This window comes from Sodalis ligni (genome assembly GCF_016865525.2).
GTDB lineage: Bacteria > Pseudomonadota > Gammaproteobacteria > Enterobacterales > Enterobacteriaceae > Acerihabitans > Acerihabitans ligni.
Map to the genome: position 1 here is coordinate 1,321,061 of NZ_CP075169.1, position 26,404 is coordinate 1,347,464.

The window sequence follows — 26,404 nt, forward strand, 5'->3', positions numbered from 1 at the left end:
ATTATTTATCTCCGCAACGCGTTCCAAAACGTCAAAGGTAAAGCTGGTGAGTCCGGATTGCCAGGAAGAATTGCGCAAAGTCTTCAGCCCGAAACTGACCTATTCAACGGATTCCGGCGACTATAGCCTTACCAGCGGGCATTACGACGAGATTATTATGGCCTATGGCCTCTCATCGGCCGGTAATAACGTTCAGGCCAAAACGCTGCTGAGCCTGGCGGCGGTATTCACGAAATATTCCTCCAGCGCGATTTTCGGCACTGAACATGAATCCCCGGAAATGCTCAGACGCTATGCCTGTGCATTGATGGAAAAAGCCAATGCCCTTGATAAGAAGGTGTTTATGAATGGGAAGGGAAATGCCTTTACCAATTGGAAAAACCGCCTGCTGGGCTTGGAAGGCGCCCAAAGTTGCAGCGCCATGGTATCACTTTTAATGGTTGGCCATATCCGCGAAAATTTCCCGGACGTTTTGGCGGGTATCCTGCCGCCGGCATGGTGTTGATAACGTCGGGCTCGATACTTTTATCTCACGCTTCCAGTTGCGGGGGCAAGAAAACAAACATTCATCCAGGCAGGCCGATGACCCGCAGGCTGCGAACGCCCTGGGCGCCGCGAATCAATACGCCTTCGATATCGGCGGTGGCGGAGGGCCGGACATCAGTACCGAATAGCGTGCGGTGGAAAACTCTGCGCGCCGGTAGGCCGCGTGCAGGTTGGGCAAGATATCCTTCACCGACAGCAGCACCACCAGATGCTGTGCCAGATAACCCAGCGCATTGACCGGGCATTCCGCTTCGCTCAGCCAGATGGAGCCGGTTTCCGCCACGCCGAACTTGGCCCGGACGATGCCCACCTCCACATGATCCACCGCGCCGGCGGGGGTATCCGGCCCTATGGCCAAATCGCCGTCGATGCCCCGCACCGCCGAGCAGAACACGCCGCCGGCAGGAAACAGCCCGCGGATATAGCCGGACAGCGCGGCATAATCCGCCGGGCCTCCATTCGACGGCGCATTGATAAGACTTTCATCCCATATGCCGCCCATGATAGCCAACGAGACGCCAAAGGCTTCCGGCGTTGCCGGGTACCGATCGGCAAAATCAGGCAGCTCTGGCCGGGGCACCGGCGTCATGGCGTGGTTGCGCACGGCGCGCAGTATCTCATCACGATCGCTCATGGCTTTTTATCCTTGTCGATGGGGCGTCGGTGCTCCAGGTACCAGCGGTGAAAGCTCTGGCGCGGCGATGTCGGTATTTCCCGGGCCTCGCCCCAGGCGTTCAGGGGATGATAAAGCAGAATACGCGGCAGTTTAGGCACTACGGCGTTGGCGGTGTCCACTACTGCCCGGTACAGGGCGGGACTGGCGAGTATCTTGCCGGCGGCTTTCATGGCGCTTTTTTTGGCAAAGGGTAGCTCGTTATTGCGGGCGACTATCTCGCGCCATTTGAAAATCTGCTCGTGAATATTGATTTTCACCGGGCAGACCTGGGTACAGCTGCCGTTAAGCGTCGAGGCGAACGGCAGGGTACTGTATTTTTTCAGATCCATGGTGGGGTTGATGATGGCGCCGATGGGGCCGGAATAGACGGCACCATAGCTGATGCCGCCGCTGCGCCGGTAGACCGGGCAGGTATTCATGCAGGCGCTGCAGCGGATGCATTTCAGCGAATACCAGAAATCCTCCATGGCCAGCCGCGCGCTGCGGCCGTTATCCACCAGGATGTAATGCATCTCGCCTCCACGGCGCGGTGCGCGGAAATGGGAGGTGTATTGGGTAATGGGCGAACCGAGGGCGCTACGGGACAGTAAGCGGATAAACACCCCCAGATCCGCCGTGGCGGGCACCATTTTTTCAATGCCGATGGACACCAGGTGCAGGTTCGGCACGTTAGCGCTCAAATCCGCATTGCCTTCATTGGTGCAGACGGTGACGGCGCCGGTTTCGGCGACGGCAAAGTTGCAGCCGGTCATGCCCGCCTCGGCCCGCAGAATGTACGGGCGGGTTTTATCCCGCTGCTGCCCGGCGAGATAGTGCGGATCGGCATTGTCCGGATCGGTGCCCAGGGTATCGGCGAACACCCGGGCCACGTCGATGGAGAGCTTATGCACCGCCGGCACCACGATATGGCTGGGCATCTCATTATCCAACTGCTGGATGCGCTCCCCCAAATCGGTTTCGATGACATCAATGCCTCGCGCCGCCAGGTAAGGGCGCATATCGCACTCCTCCGTCAGCATCGATTTGCTTTTCACCAGGGTTTTTACCCCGTGGGTCCGGAGGATTTCATGGACGATACGGTTATGCGCCGCCGCATCCTTGGCCCAGTGGACGTTAACGCCGTTGGCCAGGGCATTGCGTTCGAACATCTCCAGATAGAAATCGAGGTGGGTGAGGGTATGTTCCTTGATTTGCGAGGCGAGATCGCGCAGTTGCTGCCATTCCGGATGGGCCTTCATCTGGGCGTCGCGCAGCTGGCGCAGGGTCCAGAGCCGTTGATCGAGGAAGGTCTGGTGCTTTTCGCTGGCCAGGAATTCCCGCGAGCCTTTAACGTGGTCAATCGCTTTCATATCGGTCTCCGGTACGGGGCTCAGGCATGGGCGCCATTGAGGATTTGGGCGATATGCATAAATTTAACCTCCGCCCCCATACGCTGCGCGCAGCCCTTCTGGTGCATCAGGCAGGACATATCCGCCGAAACGATGTATTCGGCGCCGGCGTCTTTATGATCGTTGACTTTGTCATACCCCATCTTGGCCGATACCGGCGCTTCGGTTACGCTGAAGGTACCGCCGAAACCGCAGCATTCGTCCGGGCGGCGGGGGTGGGCGAACTGAATATCCTTTACCGCGCTCAAGAGGGCCAGGGGCTTTGAAAACGGCGGTTCGTCAACTTCCGATACCGAAGCGTGGCCCAGGGAGCGCAGGGCGGTACAGCTATTGTGCAGGCCGACCTTATGGGGAAACGCCGCCCAGGGGAATGCCTTGACCTGCAGGACATCATGCAGAAAATCCACCAGCTCATAGGTGTTGCGGCGCACCCGCCGCACGTCGTCGGTTTGTTCGATGGCGTCCAGATGTTCGCGCACATGATGGACACAGCTGGCGGAGGGGGCCACGATATGATCGTAGCCGCTGAAGTTACGCACGAACAGGGCCTCGCAGCCCGCGGCGTCACGCTGGCAGCCGCTGTTGGACATGGGCTGGCCGCAGCAGGTTTGGGTCAGGGGATAATCCACCTCACAGTCCAGGCGTTCCAGCAGCTCCAGCGTGGCGATGCCCACCTCGGGAAAATAGGCATCGATAAAGCAAGGAATAAACAAGGCGATTTTCATAAGGCGGCACATCTCCCTGGAATATCGGTATTCTTCCCATAAGCGGATCGGGGGCGATGGGGGGTATCGCGTATGATGCGATTATTCTCCCCCGTCCGCTTTATTTGTGTGATTTAAGCCTGATATTGCAGGTAAACCACATGGGTTTGCAGATACTCCTCCAGGCCGTGCCGGCCATCGGCGCCGCCGATACCTGATTTGCGCCATCCGGCATGGAAACCTTGCATCGCCTCGAAATTCTCGCGGTTAATGTAGGTTTCGCCGAATTTCAGTTTTTTCATGGCCACCATGGCGTTGTTCAGATCGGTGGTATAAATGGACGAGGTCAGGCCGAACTCGCAGTCATTGGCCATGGCAATGGCTTCGGACAGGGTGCGGAAGGTGGTGACCGGCAATACCGGACCGAAGGTTTCCTCATGCATAATATCCATCTCCTGCTGTACATCCACCAACAGCGTCGGCTGGAAAAAATACCCCTTGCCTTCGGCGCGTTTCCCGCCCAGCACCACCTTTGCCCCCTGGGAAACCGCTTTATCCACCTTTTCCTGCACGCTTTGCAGCGCGGCGGCTTCAATCAGCGGTCCCATATCCAGCTGTTTTTCTTTCGCCGGATCGCCATACTTAACCTGTTTAAAGGCCGCGGTCAGCCGGGAAATAAATGCGTCTTTTATCTCTTCCTGCACATAGACCCGTTCCGCGCAGTTACAGACCTGGCCGGTGTTAATGATGCGGGAGTCGACAATGCTTTTCACCGCCAGGTCCAAATCCGCATCGGCCATCACGATGGCGGGTGCTTTGCCTCCCAGCTCCAGCGACACTTTGGTGATATTTTTGGCGGCGGCCGCCATGGTTTGTTCCCCGGCCGCCACGCTGCCGGTCAGGCTGACCATGCCGACTTTGGGATTGGCCGCCAGCTCCTGGCCCACGACAGATCCACGGCCGGTCACCAGATTGAAGACCCCCTTAGGCAACCCCACCCCATGGACGATCTCGGCAAAGGCGATGGCGTTGTTGGGCGTCAGCTGGCTGGGTTTGACGACAATGGTATTCCCGGTGACCAGCGCCGGCGCCGCCTTACGGGCTATGAGGAAGAAAGGGAAGTTCCAGGGCAGGATGCCGGTGGTGACGCCGATGGCTTTTTTGAACACCAGGATATGTTCATTGCGCCGGTCGCTTTGCACGATTTCCCCTTCGTAGCGCCGCGCCCACTCTGCCATGTAATCAAGGTAATCGGCGGTGAACAGCACTTCGGTATTGGCCAGCCCCTGGGTTTTACCGCCCTCGGCGACGATAATGGCGGTCAGCTCCTCTTCCCTTTGGCGGATGCCGGCGGCGATTTTATGCAGCCACTGGCCTCGTTCCTGGGCCGGCAACTCTTCCCAGTCATTCTGCGCCGCCTCGGCGGCGTCAATAGCTTTACGGACTTCCTCGATGCCGGCATCGGGGACCTGCGAAATAACTTCCTCGGTGGAAGGATTGATCACATCAATCCATTTGTTACCGGGGTTGGAAATGAATTCACCGTTTATATAAATTTGTTGCTGTTTTATGGTCATTGCTGCAACTCCATTAATGATATGTAGGTTAATTGTTGCATACAAAAAGCAGTATTACCCCGCCGCCGAGGTATTGCAATGACGGAAATTACAGGAATAGAAAGATACTGTTTATTGGCGCAGCGGTAAAAAAACACCGGCCAATGGGTTGTACAATCAAATGCAATTCATTGAAGATTCTATGGATTGTAAACAGAATATTTCCTGGAGGAGGCCCGAATCAGCTCAACCGGTTTTGAAGGGTTGAGCGGTGATGTCAATGTAAAACCTATTATTATAGTCTACCCATACAAAGCGGCCTTGATAATATTGCCATCACCGGGTCAAGAATGACCATCAGGGGAAGACTGCAGTGATGGGGGTCACATAAATACACTTTATCGTCGTTAAAACCGGCAAAAAACGAAAGACCTAATTCCGATCATCCCGGATGAAAAAAAATATTTTTTTAATGAAATTTTGAGCGAGTTCAAATTTTTCCGCTAAGTATCGGATGGCATTAATATAATCGATTGATAAACGGAATGGCCGTTTACCGCAGGAGACAAAAATATTCCGTGAATGCTTTAGCGCCCTTTTACAGTCAGTAAAGTCAAGTCTACTATAGCGCATCCGTTTTGCCGTGGGTTCAGCTCGTGGATAGACAAACAAACTCGTTCCTGCATATGGATTTGCGGCGACTGATACTGATTCTGGCCGTAATGAGCGCGCTGGTCACCTTGGCCAATGGTTTTTTCGCCACTTACCAGGTACAGCGGCAACTGCTGATTGACGATACCCTGGAAGCCAATCGAAACTACGCCGCCAAGCTGGCGGATACGACCAATCTGTTTTTTGTCAGCCTTTACCGTCAATTGGCCTATAGCTCCGCCACGATTTCAGCAGATTTTGGCAACTCCGCCCTGCTGCAATCGGAGGCCCAGCGCCTGCTGCTGCAAACCAACAGTTTTAACTCCGTCGCCGTAGTGAACGCCGAGGGGGTGGTGTTGGCCACCTCCCCCGAATCCATACAAATCAAAGGCCGGAAGCTGACGACTCCCGGCGCTTTAGAGGCGCTGCGGATTCGCGTGCCGAACATCAGCGAACCTTATGTTTCCGTCACGGGCAATTTGCTGATCTTTATTTCTTCGCCCGTTTTCGCCGAGGACGGGACCTACCTGGGATATGTGGGCGGCACCATCTACCTGAAGCAAAAAAGTATTTTGAACGAAATGCTGGGGCAAAATTTTCACGGCGCGGGTTCTTATACTTACGTGGTTGATAACGAACGTAAAATCATTTATCACGATGATGCCGCCCGTATCGGACAGCCGATGGCGCACGGGGAACTCAGTACGGCGGTGCAGCGTCAGGGTCGCGGCAGCCTGCAGGAGGCCAGCCAGTCGGGAGTCAATATCCTGGCGGGTTTTGCCGCGGAGCCGTTGTCGCACTGGACCATCATCACCATCCGGACCACGGACAATACCTTATTGTCCCTGCAGGGCCTGATGCTAAGCGTATTGCACCGAACACTGCCGCTGACCCTGCTGACCCTGGTGGCGGCCTGGCTGTTCGCCCGCCTGATTTCCCAGCCGCTATGGCTGCTGGCCCGCAGTGCAAACGACATGGATCGGACCGGTGTTTTTGATGATATCACCCGCATTCCGTCCTGGTATTTTGAGGTGGCGCAGCTTAAACGCGCCATGCTGGTGGGCATCAGCCTGCTGCAAAAAAAGATCGGTACCCTGAAGACCGAGGTACAAACGGATCCGTTGACCGGGCTGCATAACCGGCGCGGTTTATCGCTAGCGCTGTCTGCCTATTCGTCCGCGAATCAGGGCTTTGCCGTCATTGCTTTTGATATCGACAAGTTTAAAAAAGTGAATGATACCTATGGCCACGATGTCGGGGATCAGGTGCTCAAATATATGGCGCAGCTGCTGCGGGCCTGCTCCCGCAGTGAAGATGTTTTGTGCCGGATCGGCGGAGAAGAGTTTTTGATGCTGCTGCCCGCGACCCCGATGGGTATCGCAACCGATATCGCCGAGCGTCTGCGGGCCAATGTCGCGGCGGCGGATTTCCCCAGCGTAGGGCGCGTTTACATTTCCGCGGGGGTGGCTTTATGGTCGCCTGAGACGGGAAATCCGGAGCAAGCGCTTAAACAGGCCGACGATGCGCTGTACCGGGCAAAAGCGCAAGGCCGCAACCAGGTGGTGGTAGCCTGATGCCCGGTTAAATCGTTTTCAGCTCTTCCAGCGACGGAATGGTCATGGAGGGCAGAAATTCGGTGACCTTGTAATTCCGCCACGGCATTAAAGGGGATCGGACGAAAGAAGGTTATGACCTCGAAACGGTCCATACTTTTGGGTGAAAATGATCCCGCCGTTGCGAGGGACTTTCCGGCCGGATGCAATAAACACGCCGGCGGCATAAAACTCTTTCAACCAGGCTATATGACCTTCCAGAAGCTCTTCAACCTTTTCAATCGGTTCCTCATAGGTCAACTCGACGATGAACATCTGCAACTCCTTTAGGTAATGGCTATGCGATAAAATAAATGTTTATACCTGTCATACTTCAAATTGCAGGTACGTTGGCAATACTCGGCTCATCCATGAGGTTAACCCTGCGCCTGCAACTCGGATTATTTAGGGTATTTGTCATTCTGTGAAGCAGGCAATTCTTATATTATCCCGTCCCCCCGCCTGTGATGGCCGGAATACAGCAGGATAGTTTCACTAGTATCCGTTATGCTTAGCCATGCGCATTGGCCGTTTTTGTCAAAGACACGACACTTCAGGGAAATGGATGAACAGCCCTTATCGGTTAACTAAAACACGGGCCATTATTTTATTCACCCTGATGCTGCTGGGCGCCTTTTGCTCATCAGTTGGAGCAGCTATGAGGTGGCGCGGCAGTCGCTGAACAACGAAATCGAAGAGAATACCCTGCCCCTGACCAGTGATAATGTCTATTCAGAGATTCAGCAAGACCTGTTGCGGCCCATCTTTGTCTCATCGCTGATGGCTCATGACACCTTCGTTCGCGACTGGGTGCTGGATCATGAAAAGGATCCTAACGCCATGATCCGCTATCTCAGCGAGATAGATCGCCGCTTCGATACCATCTTTTCATTTTTCGTTTCCGATAAAACCGATCGTTATTATGATCCTAAACGGGTGCTCGAAACGGTGTCTGAAAAGGCGCGCCGGGATCAATGGTATTTCCAGGCCAAAAGCCTGCCCGCCGATAAATCCTATTTTATCGATGTCCGCCTGGAACCGGAAGATCACGCCCGTTTGGATATCTTCGTCAACTATAAGGTCCAGGATTACCAGGGAAACTTTATCGGCCTTACCGGTATCGGCATTTCGGTGGAAAAGATCAAGGTCTTGATTGAAAAATATGAACAGCGCTATAACCGCGTCATTTATTTTGTGGATAAAAGCGGTCAAGTGGTCTTGCACGGACAGTCCTTTAACCGGGCGATGAATATCCGCCAACAGCCCGGAATAGGCCCGTTAACCACCTCGATTCTCACCGTGCCCGGCGGCAGTTACCAATACCGGGACCAGGGCCGGCAGGTGCTGCTCAATACCCGTTTACTGCCGGAGTTCGATTGGTATTTAATGGTGGAACAACGGGATCATCCCTTGCAACGGGTGCTGTATATGACGTTGCTAAAGAATCTGGGCATCGGCGCAGCGGTGAGCGTGGTCTTTTTATTATTATTATGGCTGACCATCGGCGGCTACCAGCGCCGGCTGGAACACATGGCCACTACGGATAAACTCACCGGCGTCATGAACCGCCAGGCGTTTGAATTACGTTTTCTTCTTTTCCAGCGCAGGCGCGGGTCTTTACTGACCGGGACGCCGGTTGCGCTGGCAATCATCGATATTGATCATTTTAAACCCATCAATGATTATCACGGCCATGGCATTGGCGACCGGGTCATTCAGCACATTGCCGGAATCATTCAAACTTCCTTGCGCCGCACCGATAGCCTGTGCCGCTGGGGCGGGGACGAATTTCTGGTATTGATGCCGGACTGCGACAGCGTCCAGGCCCTGGCGCGGATGACAACGCTGTCCGCGTTAATTGAACAATCGCCGCTGATTTTCGATAACAAGACCATACCGGTCACCGTAAGCTGCGGCGTGGCGGAACACCAGGGTAAAGAGGGGGTGGACGCATTGATGAACCGCGCGGATATCGCGTTATATCAAGCCAAGCAGCGCGGACGTAATCGCGCCGAAAAGTGGGAGGATTAGTTCTGTAAAGTTCCGTTAATTGATTATAGAAGCACGTACTATTTATGATGAAGATGGCATGAAAATATCGGAATGGAGTACAAATCTAAAAAGCGTATTGGATTTTTATAATAGTCTCAAGACAGATTGCTTATCTGAATAATGAACCAAAAATAATTGTATATTTTGTTACCAAGGATGATTGTCCGTGGTTTATTCCCGAAGGGGGGAGGGCGCCGGCGTACAAAGTATCTGCTTCAAGGGGCCCCCTCCCGAATCAGTTATCGCCGAACAGCGCCGGGCGGGCTGCCTCTGAGGAGAACACACAGCCGACATCATGGGCGCAGTCCGGCACCAGGGTGACGGTCCGTTTTTTATCGGGGGCCAGCAGGGCGCGATCGTAGGCGGCATAGGCCAGTCCACGTTGCATCCGGTAGGGACCTTGGGCGGCCGCGGCGCAGGACTTGTCCAGAATCGGATAAAAGGCGCCTTTGGCGGCGCTGCTGTCCAGAGCGCCTTCAAGATAATGTATGTCGGCTTTGGCATAGTGACGACGCGCTCGGGGGGCGTTGCCGGCGAGATGTCCCGGCAGGTTTTCCATACCGTACTTCCATTGATTAACCGAAGGGCAATCCTTGGCCGGCGCCGTCATCCGAAAACGGCATGCGCCGCTATCGGCGGCGGTGCATAGGGACCAGTCCGCCGGCTGTCCGGAAGCGACGGGCTGCGGGCGCAGGGGATGAAAATAGAGCCAGGTGCCGGGGTCCGCCACCACGTAACGCATCGATACCCCGGCCGGATCGGCGGCAAAACCGATATAGTGCTGCACCATCTGTCCTCCGGCGGAAAATCCCGCTACCGTGATAGTCTTGAGGCTGGGCCATTGACGCTTTAGCGTCGCCGCCAGGGCGTCGAGGGCATCGAATGAGCCGATAGCGTCATTGGACGCCACGCCGCCGTCCAGCCAGCTTTCACAAGTCCAAAGCAAGTCGCCGGCGCGGGCGGCGGGTACCCCCGCCGTATGGCATTTCCCCGCGTCGGCATCGGCAACCTGGAATAGCGGCGCCACCACCAGGGTATCCTCCATCCGTCCGGCACGGCGGGTCGCCAGCAATGCGGCGTCGAAGGTTTTATCGGCATCGCGGGGATGGCCGTGTACGGCAATCAATGCTCGGGTGGGCGCCGCATCGGCCCTGCTATTACCCGCGGGCCGGGAGGCGTAGTAGTGCATGATCCCTTTGGCGCCGGCCGGTTTAAACTGAAGGTAGCAGGCCGGCGAGGCGGCCGCTGTGCAGGACGGCGCCGCAGCCGCGACCGGGACGGCACTGCACGCCAATATCGGCAAGGTAATCATGCAACCCGCTATGGCGCGGCGAAAACGGGGAGTTGAAGGCATCAGTTGCTCTCTTATTGCTGGATTAAAACGAATGGCCGGTACCCAAGCCGGTTTCAGCATAAAACACCCTTGGCACATTTTGAAATCAATATAAGAAGTTTACCTTTGTAGATTGCCTTGCTAACTGTTAACCTAATGCTTATTCCTTTACCGGAGAGGCAATACCATGGCATTAACCACTCTAAATAACTGCGCCTATTACCGCTCCACTTTTGTTAGTCCAGGTTTGTTGCCTGGGAAAGGTGATGCGGTTTTCATAAATTGTCTGACATTTTTAGTAACTCCCACATTGTTTTACAGTGATGATTGCGGGTCACCGTTTCGTGTAATGCTAACCATAAGAGCTCTATTTTGTTCACCCATGGCGAGTAAATCGGCTGATAAATAAGAATAAATTTTGGATTCTTCTTCAACCACTTCAATGTCTTTTACTTTTGTGAATGATGTAATTATCGACAATAAGGGTGATCGTTTTGGCGCTGCGATACGTGCTTCTCAGCTGGCATAGCATATCGATGAACAAGCCTGAGTTTTACGTGTTCCACTCACGTAATCCACTCTGCCCGTTCCAGCATGCAGCGCACCTGCAAGGTAATGTTTTCATTTTACCCGGCGTAGGGATGCGTTTCTGCTGACCTTTTTCTGCCAGTCCGCGCCGATTTTGGGTTGAGATCGATATCAACTTCATCCTCGTAAAACACGGGATGTTCAGCACTGTTCTTTGCCAATGCCTCATCAATTGCAGCCAGCTTTTCTTCCCTGTGAGGATCCCGAATATGCAAGGTCGGAGCCGCTCTGCGCCAGACAATGCCGGCTCCTGGCAACCAACGGCGAAGTGAGCCAGGATGCAACGTAGAGTTAAATAACTTATTAATTTCAATCGTTAACATCTCGGTACTCCAGCGTGAGCGCAGATAGCCAAAATCTTGCGGGGAGCGCTGAACAAGCAAATTGAGCATTCGCAGCATGTCGTCGACAGGCCATTTTTTTTGACGGCCCGGTGGTAGACTTTTCAGGCCTTCAATACCAAATAACGTGAACCAATTAATCCAGCGTCCGACGGAAGAACGGGCGGCACATAGGGTTTTAGCAACGCAAGTCAGCGATTCACCCCGGTGCAACATCAACATGGCGATAAGGCGTCTGGCATGATTCTTATCTGCCGTTTTCTGGACAATTTTTTGCATCTGGCGTCGTTCATTTCTGGGTATGGGTGCTATGATCGGCATAACTCAGTCCGGTTGGTGATTTGTGATGTTTGGCGATTGATCAGATCGCTCAAACCGGATTGAGTTCCCTTCGGTGATCTACTATTAGGCGCAGTTATTTAGATCCCAACACCGCGCTCATTCTTATCGATTTGCAAAAGGGCATATTGTCCTACCCCACCGTACATCCGGTGGCGGACGTATTACGACATGCCCGGGAATTGGCTGACGCTTTTCGCCGGCACGGCTTGCCGGTAGTGCTGGTGAACGTGGACGCCGGCGCGCCGGGCCGGACGGAGCAGAGCCGTAACCGGTCATTTTCCGCTGATTGGGCCGAGCTGGCGACGGAGCTTAATGCGCAGCCTTCCGATCACCGGGTCACCAAGCGGACCTGGGGCGCCTTTAGCCATACCGATCTTAACGGCTATCTGCAACAGGCGGGCGTCACGCAGGTGGTGATTGCCGGCATCTCCACCAGCGCCGGCGTTGAATCCACCGCGCGCCATGCGCATGAAAACGGTTATAACGTTACCCTTGCCGTTGATGCCATGACCGATACCAATGCCGATGCCCATATCAACAGCATCAGCCGGATTTTTCCGCGGCTGGGTGAAACCGGCGCCAGCGGGGAGATTATCTCGCTTCTTGACGGCTCCCGCTCTTGAGCATTTTACAGGCGACGGCGGTGGCCCCCGTTTTGCACCCCACGACGCCGGCGCGCTGAGGAATAGCGATGAATGGCATGTTCCGTTCCCTGGCGATTTATAATTACCGGCTGTGGGCCGGCGGTGCGATCGTCTCCAATATCGGTACCTGGATGCAGCGTACCGCCCAGGACTGGCTGGTGCTGACCCAGTTGACCCGCCATAACGCCACCGCTCTGGGGGTGGTGATCGCGCTGCAGTTCGCGCCCCAGATGCTCCTGCTGCCGTTAACCGGCTTTGCCGCCGATCACTTCGACCGGCGAAAACTGCTGATGGTGACGCAGGCGGCCTTGGGGATTCTGGCCTTGGGATTAGGCGTCCTTACCGTCACCGGCTGGGTACAGCTGTGGCACGTTTACGTTTTCGCCTTTTTGCTCGGCGCCGCCGCGGCGTTTGATACGCCCGCGCGCCAGACCTTTGTGTCGGATTTGGTGGGAGAGGCCGATCTGTCCAATGCGGTGGCGCTTAATTCCACCTCTTTTAACGCCGCGCGCATGATAGGACCAGCGGTGGCCGGGGGATTGATTGCCATTATCGGCACCGGGTGGGTATTTCTGCTGAACGCGGCGTCGTTTATCGCCGTGCTCGGCGCGCTGCTGCTCTTGCGCACCGGCGAACTGCATGCAAGCCTGCGGGCTCCCCGCAGCCGCGGCGGCCTTGCCGAAGGGTTTCGTTATATCTGGCAGCGGCCGGATTTGCGCATGGGGATGCTGATGTTTTTTTTAATCGGCACCTTCGGCCTGAATTTTCCGATCTTTATTTCCACCATGTCAGTAACCATTTTTCACGCCGGCGCCAATCAGTACGGATTCTTGACCTCCACCATGGCCATCGGCTCAATCGCCGGCGCACTGCTGGCGGCCCGACGGGAAAAACCCAATATCGCCTTGCTATGCGTGGGTGCCGCCATTTTCGGCAGCGGCCTGGCGTTGGCCGCCGTGATGCCCGATTACCTGCTGTTCAGCGTCATGCTGGTGATTATCGGCATGTCCGCCCAGACATTCACCACCACCGCCAGCAGCCTGGTGCAATTATCCACCGAGCCGGCCATGCGCGGTCGGGTAATGGCCATTCTGCTCGCCATCGCGCTGGGGGGCACTCCCATCGGTTCACCGGTGGTGGGGTGGGTGGCGGACAGGTTCGGACCCCGTTGGGCCTTGGGCATCGGCGCCCTCGCGGGTGTGGGCGCGGCCATAATCGGCGTCTATTTTCTTGCCCGCTATCGTCATCTGCGGATAGGCAGAGTGGACGGGCGGATTCGCTGTAGCTTTGATGACAGTGAATTCACGGTGGTGCAGAGGGTACGCCCCAACCCCGATGCCGATTTGCCGTCCGGACGGGGTTAAAACCGGCAGACGAGGTTAGCGCGCGGCGTCCTGGGACTCGGCGCGGGCGGCGCGGTTCTGTTTTTCCGTGAGAGAAATGATATCCAGGGAGTTTTTTCGCAAAGACTCAAGATGATCCATCCCGCGGTCGATATGGATGGCGAGATTATGGAAATTAACGATAACCGCAATCCAGGCTGCAAATAACAAACCCAATAGAGTCACAAGGAAACGTCCAAGCATTTTCGCCTCAAACATCAGCCACTATTTCCACCAGAACCTCTTCGCCAGAAGTATGCTTTTTTCTTGGACTGCCTGAAACCGGTTTTGGTTCCGCCTTAGATGGTTTTCAGCTATAGGAAATCAGGGGAGTCAGTCGCTCCTGTATGAAGGGTGTTCGATTTATAAGAGAAACAGCGCAGATAAAATCCGCTTCAGGCATTATCAGCCCAGGCGGCGGGCAGACTTCGGCCGGCGGATAGCCGGCGCAATCCACCCGCGCCGGCTATCCGCCGGAAACCATGGCGGCCGGTCAGGATCCGAACGCCAGGGCAACCAATACCACTAATGAAAATACCCCGAGCAGGACCATATGAAGATCGACTTTTTGACGCATATCTTTACCCCCCGGCTGGCTGAACTGAGGTAATTATGGCGTATTTTTGTACGGTCCGCTGTGACTGATTCGCCACTTTTGCCAAGGCATTAAAAATTCCGGACAGGAGAGAAGGCGGGATGGTTTCAAGGCCGCCGCGCGTCAGGCGAACCCTGAACCGCCGTTATGGATTACATTGATTGGTAAAGGGATTATGTCCGTGCGGGCATACATCGGTATCCGTGGGGATAATTCTGAATAACGATCCCAAAGCGCTGCCGCAACCGGTTAATAACAGCAGGCTTAAGCAAAGAACCAGGCATTTCATCGCCATTGCCCGGTGTTTGTCGGTGGATTTTTCATTAGCCTTCCTAACCAATTTCTTAGCCTGTTTTGATCATAGCAGACCGCTCAGGCAACGGGGCCGATTTGGGTTGATTCTGTTAGCTAGTGCAAAAAAGCAGAGAGGACGAGGGGCATCCACCGCGTCGCCCAGACCGTGCGGGATAGTTAACAGCGGATTTAACCGAAAGAGCACGGATGCGCAACGGGGGTATTCACCCCGTACGGCAGTGAAGTCAGGGGAAATTACAGGACCACTGTCGAAATTATGGCCTTATTGCCATACATGAATCCAGCAGATAGCGCCGGCTAAAATCATAAAAGCGATAAAGCACAGGGAAGTCACCTGAGAATATGTTAATTCACATGTCATATGCCGTCCTCTCTGGTAAAAGTTGACTCTTCATTAACAGCGCCCGTTAACGCGGCGTCGGCGCGCAAGCAATACTGCAGAAACAATACCCGTAATCCATTGAAAAGGCATTAACCCGCGGCGCAAAATCCGAAATATCCTAGAGTCGCCCGCTGATGTGTTTTCGCCTTGTTGCATGGCTCAAGGCTCCATAACTGCCTTGTGGGAGGGTTCCGTTGCCGGTTCCACGGTATAAACGGACAGCACAACGTGGGAAAACGCATTGAAAAATTGCTCCAGCCGCTCGAAGTTACCCGCGTCCTGGGCAAAAACCGACGAACTGTCCACCAAATTAATGAGTAAAAACGCCAAGTCCTCCAAAGGGGTATCCGCTTTGAGCTGCCCATTATCCCGCGCCCTTTCCACCGCCAGGACAATGGCTTCAGTAATGGATTGGGTAAAAGATCTTAAAGAGGCGTTGGTTTCATCGCTCAGCACGTCGCTCTCCAACCGCATTCGTCCTATCAGGCTCCAGGGGTTTTTGGAATTTTTACCGCGATTGAATTTTTGTAGAGCTTATAGTTGTATTTCACCACATTCTGCACTTTTTCCGCCAGAGAGGTGGTTTCGTCCAGCCAGATGGCTTGGTGCTGCACAGAGGCATTGGCCACGTAATCCTTTACCACCTCTTCCACCAGCTTGCTTTTACTGCCGAAATGGTAATGAATATTAGTCGTGGTGATATCCAGGGATTCCGCGATGGCGCCGAATGTTGTTCCATGGTAGCCGTAAGCGATAAGTCGATTTTTGGCCACTTCCTTAATGTTGTCATACATGGATGTTTTTTTGGCTACCGCGGTAACCTGTGCTTTTTTCGCCATAGTGTCCTCAAAACTGCGTTTTATTCATCTTCAATTCAACGTCGTTATAAGCTTTTTCCCTTCGGTGTGAAAGCCGGCATTGCCATGAAAAATCGCTTTGCTATTAACGAACCGCTCCGATCGCAGGGGGAAGAAAGTTCCTTGCCGATAAGTAAGTTTGTATGACAATCAATCTCATTGCAATGGAGTAATGCTATCAGCGGCCAATTGATGACGCAGGTCAAACAGCGGCGCAAAGGCATAAGCTAAGCAGGCCCGCTATCGCCGGGCGAGCAAAGATCGAGTAAAAGGGAGAGCGTGCTGATGGGGTCGACGTGGACGTGGTTTTACCGCCCGCCGAAGCGCTCCACAGAGCGGTAAGCCCGCTATCACTGAACGTACAGCGAGCCTGTTAAAGGGAAACCGTGCTGATGGGGTCGAATCGGGCGTGGTTTTCCCGCCCGCCCGAGCGCCCCACAGCGCGGTAAGCCCGCTATCACTGAACGTGCAGCAAGCCTGTTAAAGGGAAACCGTGCTGATGGGGTCGACGCGGGCGTGGTTTTCCCGCCCGCCGAAGCGCCCCACAGCGCGGTAAGCCCGCTATCACTGAACGTGCAGCAAGCCTGTTAAAGGGAAACCGTGCTGATGGGGTCGACGCGGGCGTGGTTTTCCCGCCCGCCGAAGCGCCCCACAGCGCGGTAAGCCCGCTATCACTGAACGTGCAGCGAGCCTGTTAAAGGGAAACCGTGCTGATGGGGTCGACGCGGGCGTGGTTTTCCCGCCCGCCGAAGCGCCCCACAGCGCGGTAAGCCCGCTATCACTGAACATGCAGCGAGCCCGTTAAAGGGAAACCGTGCTGATGGGGTCGACGCGGGCGTGGTTTTACCGCCCGCCGAAGCGCTCCACAGAGCGGTAAGCCCGCTATCACTGAACGTGCAGCAAGCCTGTTAAAGGGAAACCGTGCTGATGGGGTCGACGCGGGCGTGGTTTTCCCGCCCGCCGAAGCGCCCCACAGCGCGGTAAGCCCGCTATCACTGAACATGCAGCGAGCCTGTTAAAGGGAGAGCGTGCTGATGGGGTCGACGCGGGCGTGGTTTTACCGCCCGCCGAAGCGCTCCACAGAGCGGTAAGCCCGCTATCACTGAACGTGCAGCGAGCCTGTTAAAGGGAAACCGTGCTGATGGGGTCGACGCGGGCGTGGTTTTCCCGCCCGCCCGAGCGCCCCACAGCGCGGTAAGCCCGCTATCACTGAACGTGCAGCAAGCCTGTTAAAGGGAAACCGTGCTGATGGGGTCGACGCGGGCGTGGTTTTCCCGCCCGCCGAAGCGCCCCACAGCGCGGTAAGCCCGCTATCACTGAACATGCAGCGAGCCTGTTAAAGGGAAACCGTGCTGGTGGAGATGACGCTGCCATCCCTCAAGCGCCCATCCCTGGGCGCAACCCCGCTAAACCTGCATCAATAGCTGCGTTTCTCCTTCCTGCACGGTAACCGCTTTATCATTGATGACTTTGATCCCCAAGGTCACGATACCGCGATCGTCCCGCTTGGTGGCGCGTTTGGCGGCGATGGCGATCTCCACGTGAATGCGATCGCCTATCATCAGCGGAGCGCGAAACGACCAGTTCCAGCTCAGTGTCGCAACGCCGCGCAGCCGTACGGCGCAGCGGGTCTTCAGCCCGTCCGCCAGGGATAATCCCAGCAGGCCGTGGGCGATTCGCCCCGGAAAGCCCTGTTCTCGGGCAAACTGATCGTCCATATGCACATCGAAGAGATCGCCGGACAGGCCGGCGAAACCCACCACATGGGCTTCGGTCACCGTAATGCCGGACGTTTTATAGCTATCGCCGATATTCACATCGCCATAGCCGTACTCGCCGGAGGCTAAAATGCGCGGGGCAGGAGTGTCGTTCATCGGGTTTCTCCGCTGATGTTAAAAAAAGTCAGGTACGGGCCCTGCTGCGCCAGCCGCTGCACATACAGCGCCAGTTCCCGCATGTGATAGTCCCCCCACATTGTGGCCTCGCCAAACGGAATAAGATGCCCGGCGGGCACATGATCCCACCCGTTGGGCCGGTGATACTGGCTGTGCAGGACCAGCCCCTGGTGATGCTCATCGCCGCTAAGGTAAACATCCCCCAGCAGGGTTTCCAATACCGTCAAACCCGCCCTGGTGTAGCGTTCGCCCGCCCCATCGCCGATGGATTGCCGCCAGGCGCCATAGCGCAGCAGGCCCTGGGCCGCGATGGCGGCGGCGGAACTGTCCACCGGCTCGATATCATTGGCCGGATCGGAAACCACGCCATAGGGATCCGCCATCCGCGCCAATCCCGGCGCGCCGGTATCCCAGTAGGGAATGCCGTCAAGGGTGGTATGATCGATATAAAAATCGCATACCGCCGCCGCCGCCTGGTCCATCATGTCCAGCACCTTCGCTTTATCGTTCCCGGGGCCGAACGCGGACGGGCTCAGCTGCGCCATATATTCCAGCAGCTCGGCAAAACCGCAGATGGCCCAGCTTAGACCGCGGGTCCAGGTGGAGAAACCGGAATAGCCCTGTTGCGTGCCGATACAGCGGAAATCGCCGTTCTTGATATTAAAAATGGCTTCATGGGCGGTCCGGCCGCGCACATCATAAATATCGCGCCCCTCGCCGTAGAATACGCAATAGCGGGCGGTGGTTCGGGCATGGGCGACGGCCCGGTCCAGCAGAGAGACCACCCGATCTCCCTCGTCTTTCATGACATGCCCCAGACTGTGGGCCACCAGGAGGATGCGCAGGGTGCGCAGGGTATCGATAAACAGCGAATGCGGGCCGTTAAAGGAGTGGATATATCCCTGTCCTTCGCCAATGGCGGTCCAGCGATGGGCCTGTACCGCCCCCGAGCACCTTAACGCCAGTTGGTAGTAATCAAGGGTTCCCCGGTCGGCGGGTAAACGGCCCTCCCGGATAAGGCGCAACAGATTGCCATAGGTGCTGATCTGGTTGAAACCGTGGTCGTGTACGCCGAAATGGGTAATGTGCGTCGGCATCTCATGGCGGATGCGCTGAAGGGCCATATCAAGGAAATGTTCATCGCCGGTGGCATCGAATTGCAGTACGGCGCTGCCGAACTCGAACCCCTGCGTCCAGTCCGTCCAGCCCTTGGCCTGGTAGCGGCCCGCCACGGTATGTACCGGCGCCCCCTGGCTTCGATCCATGGCGGCATCTATGGAGCGTATTTTGACTGCCGAAAGCTCCCACATGCGCCGGATAGCCGGCAGCAGATCGGCGGCGTTAACAGATTTTATTTTCATGGATGTTGCCTTTCCTTCTAGTCTTGAAACGGGACGGGGCTGACAGTCGCGATGGCCCGGCCGATCAGGGTTGCCGGATAGCGAAGAAGTTGCAGAACGACTCCAGCTGTCCTTCGATCATCGGCTTTCCGTTCATGGCCCGGCAGCCGCACCGGCGTGCATGGGCCAGGAGGGGGGTCTCTTCCGGATGCATGATGATATCCACCACCCCAAGGGATGGGTCGAACTCACCGAACGGCGCCGGCATGCCGTCGCCGGGTCGCATACCCACCGGCGAGCAGTTCACCAGCAAATCGTAGCCTTCCGTTCCTGCGCTGTCGGCGGTCACGCCGGCGGGACGGCGGGGATAAAAACGATTAATGCGGGACGCCAGTCCTTGCGCCAGCGACTGCCGCGGATCGCAAAGCGTGATGGTATCCGCCCCGGCCGCCGCCAAGGCAACGGCCACGGCGGAACCGCCGCCGCCGGCCCCCAATTGTTTGATGCGTTTGCCCTCGATGCTAAAGCCCTGTTTTTGCATGCCCCGCACCAGGCCCTCTCCGTCAAACATATCGCCGTACCAGGTACCGTCCGGCAAACGGCGCATCACGTTGATGGCGCCTACCTGATCGGCCCGGGGGGAGAGGCTGTCCACCAGGCCGCATGCCCGGACCTTGTGGGGTACGGTGATCACCAGCCCGTCAAGATTGCGCAGGCTCATCAGCCCCCGCATGGCGGCCTCAAAACCCTCCTGCGCCACCTGAAAGGGCAATAGCAGGGCATTGATGCCCTGCGCCCTGAAGATAGCGGTCATTAATTGCGGTGTTTTTACCTGTGTTACCGGATCGCCGACAATGCCGAACAGGCGGGTCGATCCGTCAACGATAGCGTTTTCCATCACCGCTCCCCCTTGCCAAGCAGGGAGAGACGGGGATGACTCGGCCAGGATTGGCCGTCCAGCGCTTCCTGCAGATTCATCGGCTCCTTCCGGAACAGCCGGGCATCCATGGTCTTGAGGTCCGGCGAAATCTGCGGGCGAAACGCCATATGGGCCAGCACGTCCCGTTCCAAATCAATGCCGGGAGCGATTTCCATCAGCTCCAGCGCGCCGTGCAGGGCGCGAAAGACGGCCCGTTCGGTGACAAACAGGGTGGTTTGACCGCGTTCATTGGCAAACGGCCCGCTGTAGGAGGTTTGCTGCAGCGACGAAACGAACTTACGGTGGCCGCCTTCCTGGAGAATGCGCAGCTCTCCGTCTTCGCAGCGCACTTTGAGGCCGCCGGCGGTGAAGGTGCCGCCGAACACCATTTTCTTGGCGTTTTGACTGATATTGATAAAGCCGCCGACTCCCACGATTTTGTCGGCGAAACGGCTGATATTCACATTGCCTTCAGCGTCGATTTCCACGGCGGAAAGAAAGGCGATATCCAGCCCGCCGCCGTCATAAAAGTCGAACTGATAGGGCTGATCGACGATGGCCGAATAGTTGCGGGCGGCGCCGGCATCCAGACCCGCGGCGGGAGCGCCGCCGATAAGCCCCTGTTCATTGGTCAGCACGATGCTGTGCAGAATGTTCTCCTCCGCCGCCACCAGTCCGATGCCGGTGCAAATCCCCGAACCCACATTGCAGATGGCGCCGGTGCGAAGCTCCATGGCACAGCGGCGGGCGATGATTTTACGCTCGGTCAGGGCCAGGGTGGGGAAGGCATCCAGCGGAATGCGCAGTTCGCCGGTATAGGCGAAGTCGTGCTGGGTTTGGTAGGTCACGGGCTGGTGGGGTTCCACCACCACCAGATCCACCAGCATGCCGGGGATTTTCACGCTTTTGGCCGGCAGCGTGCCCCGTTTCGCGATCCGTTTAACCTGCGCCACCACCAGGCCGCCACAGCGGCGGGTCGCCTGCGCCATTGACAGCATGTCGCCGAAAATGGCTTCCTGTTCCATGGAAATATTGCCGTCCTCATCGGCGGTGGTGCCCCGCAAAAAGACCATATCGATGTTGAAGGGCTTATAGAACAGCCAGGATTTTCCTTCTATTTCGATAAGCTTGACCAAATCCTCCTTGCTGCGGGGACTTTGTCGTCCGCCTCCCAGCCGGGGGTCCACAAAGGTATGCAGACCCACATGGGTGACAAGACCCGGGCGTCCGGCGGCAATCTCGCGCATCAGTTGCGATAAAGCCCCCTGCGGCAAGGTATAGGCCTCGATTTCGTCGTTAAGCGCCAATTGTGCCAGAGGAGGCGAATCCACCAGCGTGCCGCATACCACCCTCTTCAATAATCCTTTATGGGCCAGACGAGACGCGCCGCGAAAGGTGCGATCCCCCAGTCCCACCGGGTGCACGGCGGTGATGCGTTCAGGGGTCCCGTCCGCCAGAAAACGTGTTTCCACCGCCTCAATGAGAGCCTCAGGCACCGCATGCCCCGCGCCGGATCCGCCGATCAGCAGCGTATCACCATCTTGCAGCAGGCCAGCGACCTCAGCTGCCGTTACGATTCGCATTGTTTTACTCCCCTCTATTTTTCAGTTCTTGTCCGTGGCCCTGCACATCATTCAGGTATGTGATGAGAGCTTTCTGCCGAACCAGACGGCCACAAAGGTAAAAATACAGAACGCCATGAGATACCACATGACGTAGGTGGGCTGACCCCCGCCATAGGCCACCAGGGCCGTGGCGATAAACGGGGTGGGGCCGCCCACGATGGCTCCCGAGAGTTCCCGGCACATGGCGATACCGGAGAAGCGGTAGCGGGTAGGGAACAGATTGGCCAGGAACGCACCCTGCGCGCCGCCGGTGCAGCCCCAGCTGACGGCATAAATGGTGCTCACGCCGATGGTGGCGAGCACGACGTTCTTGGTATCCACCAGTAAAAACAGCGGATAAACCATCAGGGCGGCAAACAAGGCGCCCAGCATGAAAATTTTGGCGCTGCCGAAGCGATCCGAGAGATATCCGCCGATGGGGCCGGTAAACAGCGTACAAAACAGGGCGATAATCAACACCAGCAGGCCGTCGGTTTTGGACATGCCCAGGGTATTGATCATATAGCTCAGCGCAAAGGTATTGAGAATATAGGTCAGCGCCTGATGCCCCCCCATGGCGAAAAACCCGCACAGCACTTCCTTCGGACTATTTTTAAATAATTCCGTAATGGGGATTTTTTTATCCTTTTGCTCCAGGCGCGCTTTTTCCATAGCGGCTTCATATTCAGGGGTTTCGTTCAATTTAAAACGGATATAGACCGCCACCGCGAATAATAATACCGAAATAAGAAAAGGAACGCGCCAAACCCATGACAGGAGAATATCTTCCGGCACGGAGGAAAATCCCAGGAACGTCAGGGTAGCCACCAAAACGCCGAAATTGGTGGCGGTATTGGGAATGGAGGTATAAAAGGCCCGCCGGTTCAGCGGCGTATATTCCGCCACCAGCGTCATGGCGCCCGCGAGTTCGGCGCCGGCGCCGAAACCCTGCAACAGACGCATCAGGATCAGCAGCGCCGGGGCCAGCAGCCCGGCCTGCTCATAGGTGGGCAACAGCCCCACCCCCACGGTGGCGACGCCCATGATGGAAACACAAACAATCATTGCGGGTTTGCGGCCGAACCGATCGCCGATATGGGAGATAACGATTCCCCCCAGCGGACGAATGACAAAACCGATGGCGAAGGTGGCGAACGCCGCCAGAATGCCGCCCAGGTGCGAGAGCTGCGGAAAAAATAATCTATTGATTATCAGCCCCGATGCCGCGGCATACAGGCCGTAATCATACCATTCGATGATGGTTCCTATGGTGGATGCAACAACAGCTTTTCGGATATTGGAATTATTATTAACTGTTAATTCTGTATCTAGGGTCTGGGCACTTTGCATGGAATGTACTCCTGCCGATGTTTATTGACACTTCCTTCCTTACATCTTAATAAGAAGATTGATTTTGGTAATGGAACTCTGTCCATCTTTACTTGCTGTATGGCAAAATTAAATCGGCAGCTTATTCTATCCACAATAAACCGCACTCTGGATAATTTTCGATCCAAAGGAGACTTTAAATTTGCAACCGGGCACGGTGATTGAGTTGAAATGAGGCTCCCTTATTATGGGTGATGCCAAGATAATTTCATTTATTATCTTAGCGGGCGATGTTCAAATTTCTGCATTTGTCCCTCGGTGAATAGGATATTTCCCGTGGGGCTTCTTTATAGTAAATATTTTTATCTTCAATCTTTGGCATATTTTGTCGAGCGCTTTTCGCCGAACGCGCTGGATCCTTCCTGATAGTTTCCCGCCGCGAAGCACAGACAGGTCAATTCATTTTCATATTTCATCCCGGCTTCCAGCGGCATCGACAGCGCACCGCGCACCGCCGCCTTCACGGATTGCACTGCGAGGGGGCTGTAACTTGCCAATTTCCGGCACAGCGCCCGCGCGGTTTCGTACACGTCATCATCCGCCACCAGATACTCCACCAGCCCGAGGGAAAACGCCTCTTTGGCATCGATGTGGTCGCCGGTCAACAACAGACGCATGGCCTGTCCGTAACCCACCAGGCGCGGCAAAAACTGTGAGGCGCCGCCGCCGCCCACCCAGCCGCGGGTAACTTCCGGCGCGCCGAACCTGGCGCCCGTTCCGGCCACGCGCAGATCGGCGCCGAGCATGATTTCCAGTCCGCCTCCCAGCACCCAGCCGGTCAAGGCCGCCACCACCGGCTTGCGCAGGCTGCGTATCGTGGTTCCATACTCTACCCGGATGCGAAATGCCCAGGCGCTGTCATAGCTGTCCAGGGATTTCAGATCGCTGCCGGCGCAAAAGGCGCGTTCTCCGGCGCCCCGCAGCAACACTACCCGTACCCCGTCATCTTTGTCGATTTCGGCGCAAATCCGGGCAAGCTCCACGCTCATTTCCGGCGTGATGGCATTCATTTTTTCCGGTCGATTAATAATGATTTCAGCAATGGAATCATGCTGGTTCATGATAATAAGATCCGTCATGCTGCTCACCTCTTCATGTACGGGGGCGATGTACAGCGGGCAATTTACGGTTGACCGGCTGTGATTAACCGCTGCCCCGGTAATGCCGCCTTGGTGTTCCAGTTATAAATTATTCCCTATCCAATACAAGAAAAACTTACTTTCATGTAAGTAAATAGTGATCGGGTTATCATTTCCGGTCCGTGGATAAACTTACTGACTAGTAAATATGAATATTGGAAGGCTGGCTGGTTTGGAGCGGGATTGGCAAGGGCCCTGAAAAGGACATTGACGGCGGAATCGATAATAGGGCGACTGGAGGACGGGTAAAAATGGGCGGGGCTCTGCATGCCCGGCCGATGGCTATGCGGGGCGAACCGCCCGGGAAGCGTCCGGGCGGCGGGATGGAATGAAATTATGACTCTCTCACCTTTATCGCAACGAAAGTCATCACCACAGCATAGATAATAAAAACCATGACGGTAGCCATTTTCATCCTCCTTAAGATAATCCTTAGATAGATTACTGCTCAAAGAGAATGCTTTTTAAACAAAAAAAGGCATGCCCGATGGTCCAAAACCGGGCGCCGATTTTTATGTTCCCGGCGCCGATTTTCGCTGTTGCAGCAGGCGGATGCGGCTCATGGCCGCGTGATCGCCGGTGGCCTGGCGATACATGGCGGCAAGATCGGCTTTTAACAGGGTGCGGGCATCGCCGTTAAGATAGATCATATGGCCGGACGGATAGTATTTGATCGTCAGGTTTTGGCGAATCGAGGCGGACAGCAAGGGCATGTCAAGCAGATCGGATTCGGTCTGGTGGAACGGCGTCACGAAGTCGTAGTAGCCATTGGCCGACAGTACTTTCAGGTCGACGTTCAGACTCATGGTGGCGGCAAGGTCGCCCGCCGTATAGAGAATCGGGTTTCCCTTGCTGTCGACGCCTTTTTCCGCGCCGGTGGGGTCGGTGTGATGGAAATCCCAGTATTGAAACGCCTGGTCGTTGAGATCGGTGAAAGCGGAGGTGGAGGTGTATTTAAGCTGATCGTTCAGGTAGCTGTTCCACATGGCGGTGTAGGCGCCGTTCACCGCCGTCATGGTGGGATCGTTGCCGCCGGAATTAGGATCGATATCGGCCGCGATGCCGGTATTGACCGCTGTAACCCGGCCGTCATAGGAGCCCAGCGCCAGACCCCGGCTCTGGAGCAGTGTCACCAGAAACAGCGAATTGCCCCGGCTGTTGTAGGCGCCCACATCGAGGCTCCAGCCGATAAGGGTTTTGCCGTCAATACCGGTCAGGTCGCTGAGCTTTGCCAGGACGGCATCGTCCACTTTGGGAAAAGCCGCCAGCGCGGCGGCGTAGTCCCCGTCGGCAAACGCCGCCGCCTGCTGCGCGGCGGCGGCCGGATCGGCCGGCCTGGGTTTGACGTTCTGCCTCTTGTGATACCAGGCATCGCAGGCGCAGGTGGGCAGCAGCCCCACGGGCCGTCCGGCCTTGGCATAATCCAGGATGGAGGATTGCAGCGTGACGCCGTTCAGATCGACCCCATCTTCGTGCAGCAAATAGGAAAGCACCGCGCTGCGCGCGGTGCCATAGGATTCGCCGAATAAAAACTTGGGTGAATTCCAGCGATCGTTGGCGGTCAGATAGCGCTTGATAAACTGTGCCAGCGAACGGGCGTCCTGGTCGACGCCCCAGAAATCACGGTTGCGGCGCGGGGAGATGGCCGCCGAATAACCCGTGCCCACCGGATTGATAAACACCAGATCGCTGAGATCCAGCAGGCTGTCGCTGTTATCCTCGAGGCTATAGGGGGCGGGCGGGGTAAAATCAGGCATGGCCGTTTTGATGCGCTTTGGCGCAAAAGACCCTAATAAGACATACACAGAAGACGAGCCCGGGCCGCCGTTATAATAAAAGGTCACCGGACGTTGCTCCGGCGTTTGGCCGTCCAGGGTAAATGCCACATAGAATATTTTTGCTTCCGGTTTGGAGCTGCTCGGGTCCACCGCCACCAAGTGACCGGCGGTCGCGGTATAGGCCAGGGTTTTCCCCCCCAGCTCCAGGGTGTGATGCGTAACGGCGGCATTTTCGCTGCTGTCGGCCACGCCGTCGTCCGGACCGTTGCCATAGGCCACCGTATCAAAAAACGGCCGATCGCTTTGTACAGGCGTTGTCCCCTTGCCGCCGGCATCGCCCTGGTGGTTACCGTTACTCTCTTTTTTATGACCCGCCATATTCCCTCCTCAACGCTA

General features: G+C 56.1%; 21 protein-coding genes and 1 pseudogene. 5 read left to right on the forward strand and 17 right to left on the reverse strand.

The window, feature by feature from the left end:
• Nucleotides 1-46: 46 nt before the first annotated feature.
• A complete protein-coding gene (locus GTU79_RS06170) occupies nt 47-505 on the forward strand; it encodes a hypothetical protein (protein ID WP_253073498.1) in 459 nt (152 codons plus the stop codon).
• Between the two features lie 114 nt (nt 506-619).
• On the opposite strand, the gene GTU79_RS06175 is transcribed toward GTU79_RS06170, so the two are convergent.
• From GTU79_RS06175 to aldA, 4 genes are all read right to left on the reverse strand, one after another.
• The gene (locus GTU79_RS06175; RefSeq protein WP_214513773.1) at nt 620-1,180 is read right to left on the reverse strand and encodes an LUD domain-containing protein; all 561 of its coding nucleotides are present in this window, start codon (nt 1,178-1,180) and stop codon (nt 620-622) included.
• Nucleotides 1,177-2,571 carry a lactate utilization protein B gene (locus GTU79_RS06180; RefSeq protein WP_132923045.1) on the reverse strand — a complete coding sequence of 465 codons (1,395 nt, stop codon included), beginning with the start codon at nt 2,569-2,571 and terminating at the stop codon, nt 1,177-1,179. The genes GTU79_RS06175 and GTU79_RS06180 overlap by 4 nt, the downstream gene beginning before the upstream one ends.
• 20 nt (nt 2,572-2,591) lie before the next feature.
• The gene (locus tag GTU79_RS06185; RefSeq protein WP_132923044.1) at nt 2,592-3,335 is read right to left on the reverse strand and encodes a (Fe-S)-binding protein; all 744 of its coding nucleotides are present in this window, start codon (nt 3,333-3,335) and stop codon (nt 2,592-2,594) included.
• A 113-nt stretch (nt 3,336-3,448) separates the two neighbouring features.
• Nucleotides 3,449-4,891, reverse strand: coding sequence for an aldehyde dehydrogenase (aldA, locus tag GTU79_RS06190; RefSeq protein WP_132923043.1), 1,443 nt, complete (start codon nt 4,889-4,891; stop codon nt 3,449-3,451).
• Between the two features lie 665 nt (nt 4,892-5,556).
• On the opposite strand from aldA, the gene GTU79_RS06195 reads away from it, so the two are divergent.
• Nucleotides 5,557-7,095, forward strand: a complete 1,539-nt coding sequence (locus tag GTU79_RS06195) for a sensor domain-containing diguanylate cyclase (protein ID WP_253073627.1) — start codon at nt 5,557-5,559, stop codon at nt 7,093-7,095.
• An 87-nt stretch (nt 7,096-7,182) separates the two neighbouring features.
• On the opposite strand, the gene GTU79_RS06200 is transcribed toward GTU79_RS06195, so the two are convergent.
• Nucleotides 7,183-7,389 carry a YciI family protein gene (locus GTU79_RS06200; RefSeq protein WP_420854153.1) on the reverse strand — a complete coding sequence of 69 codons (207 nt, stop codon included), beginning with the start codon at nt 7,387-7,389 and terminating at the stop codon, nt 7,183-7,185.
• Between the two features lie 360 nt (nt 7,390-7,749).
• Between GTU79_RS06200 and GTU79_RS06205 the strand changes: the two genes are divergently transcribed.
• A complete protein-coding gene (locus tag GTU79_RS06205; protein ID WP_338091460.1) occupies nt 7,750-9,144 on the forward strand; it encodes a sensor domain-containing diguanylate cyclase in 1,395 nt (464 codons plus the stop codon).
• A gap of 256 nt (nt 9,145-9,400) precedes the next feature.
• Here the strand turns inward: GTU79_RS06205 and GTU79_RS06210 are convergent, their stop codons facing one another.
• Together GTU79_RS06210 and GTU79_RS06215 are read right to left on the reverse strand one after the other, a co-directional pair.
• On the reverse strand, nt 9,401-10,519 hold the full coding sequence (locus tag GTU79_RS06210) for a hypothetical protein (RefSeq protein WP_203522485.1): 1,119 nt from the start codon (nt 10,517-10,519) through the stop codon (nt 9,401-9,403).
• Between the two features lie 198 nt (nt 10,520-10,717).
• Nucleotides 10,718-11,748, reverse strand: a pseudogene (locus tag GTU79_RS06215) (IS630 family transposase).
• 83 nt (nt 11,749-11,831) lie between these two features.
• Between GTU79_RS06215 and GTU79_RS06220 the strand changes: the two are divergent.
• Together GTU79_RS06220 and GTU79_RS06225 are read left to right on the forward strand one after the other, a co-directional pair.
• Nucleotides 11,832-12,392, forward strand: coding sequence for an isochorismatase family protein (locus GTU79_RS06220; RefSeq protein WP_203523141.1), 561 nt, complete (start codon nt 11,832-11,834; stop codon nt 12,390-12,392).
• A 68-nt stretch (nt 12,393-12,460) separates the two neighbouring features.
• The gene (locus GTU79_RS06225; protein WP_203522484.1) at nt 12,461-13,777 is read left to right on the forward strand and encodes an MFS transporter; all 1,317 of its coding nucleotides are present in this window, start codon (nt 12,461-12,463) and stop codon (nt 13,775-13,777) included.
• Nucleotides 13,778-13,792: 15 nt separating this feature from the next.
• Here GTU79_RS06225 and GTU79_RS06230 read toward each other — a convergent pair whose 3' ends face one another.
• From GTU79_RS06230 to GTU79_RS06270, 10 genes are all read right to left on the reverse strand, one after another.
• On the reverse strand, nt 13,793-14,014 hold the full coding sequence (locus GTU79_RS06230; RefSeq protein WP_132923037.1) for a hypothetical protein: 222 nt from the start codon (nt 14,012-14,014) through the stop codon (nt 13,793-13,795).
• 1,232 nt (nt 14,015-15,246) lie between these two features.
• A complete protein-coding gene (locus tag GTU79_RS30105; protein WP_253073499.1) occupies nt 15,247-15,543 on the reverse strand; it encodes a hypothetical protein in 297 nt (98 codons plus the stop codon).
• Between the two features lie 26 nt (nt 15,544-15,569).
• Nucleotides 15,570-15,926 (reverse strand): TetR/AcrR family transcriptional regulator, encoded by a 357-nt coding sequence (locus tag GTU79_RS30110; protein ID WP_253073500.1) that lies wholly within the window; start codon nt 15,924-15,926, stop codon nt 15,570-15,572.
• Nucleotides 15,927-17,350: 1,424 nt separating this feature from the next.
• The gene (locus tag GTU79_RS06240) at nt 17,351-17,818 is read right to left on the reverse strand and encodes a MaoC/PaaZ C-terminal domain-containing protein (RefSeq protein ID WP_203522482.1); all 468 of its coding nucleotides are present in this window, start codon (nt 17,816-17,818) and stop codon (nt 17,351-17,353) included.
• A complete protein-coding gene (locus tag GTU79_RS06245; RefSeq protein ID WP_132923035.1) occupies nt 17,815-19,200 on the reverse strand; it encodes a glycoside hydrolase family protein in 1,386 nt (461 codons plus the stop codon). The genes GTU79_RS06240 and GTU79_RS06245 overlap by 4 nt, the downstream gene beginning before the upstream one ends.
• Nucleotides 19,201-19,264: 64 nt before the next feature.
• A complete protein-coding gene (locus tag GTU79_RS06250) occupies nt 19,265-20,077 on the reverse strand; it encodes a shikimate dehydrogenase family protein (RefSeq protein WP_132923034.1) in 813 nt (270 codons plus the stop codon).
• On the reverse strand, nt 20,077-21,681 hold the full coding sequence (locus tag GTU79_RS06255; RefSeq protein WP_203522480.1) for an acyl CoA:acetate/3-ketoacid CoA transferase: 1,605 nt from the start codon (nt 21,679-21,681) through the stop codon (nt 20,077-20,079). Before GTU79_RS06255 ends, GTU79_RS06250 begins: the two co-directional genes overlap by 1 nt.
• Nucleotides 21,682-21,732: 51 nt before the next feature.
• Nucleotides 21,733-23,052 carry an MFS transporter gene (locus GTU79_RS06260; RefSeq protein ID WP_203522478.1) on the reverse strand — a complete coding sequence of 440 codons (1,320 nt, stop codon included), beginning with the start codon at nt 23,050-23,052 and terminating at the stop codon, nt 21,733-21,735.
• 347 nt (nt 23,053-23,399) lie between these two features.
• A complete protein-coding gene (locus tag GTU79_RS06265) occupies nt 23,400-24,170 on the reverse strand; it encodes an enoyl-CoA hydratase/isomerase family protein (RefSeq protein WP_203522476.1) in 771 nt (256 codons plus the stop codon).
• A 572-nt stretch (nt 24,171-24,742) separates the two neighbouring features.
• Nucleotides 24,743-26,386, reverse strand: coding sequence for a S10 family peptidase (locus tag GTU79_RS06270; RefSeq protein ID WP_203522474.1), 1,644 nt, complete (start codon nt 26,384-26,386; stop codon nt 24,743-24,745).
• Between the last annotated feature and the right edge of the window lie 18 nt (nt 26,387-26,404).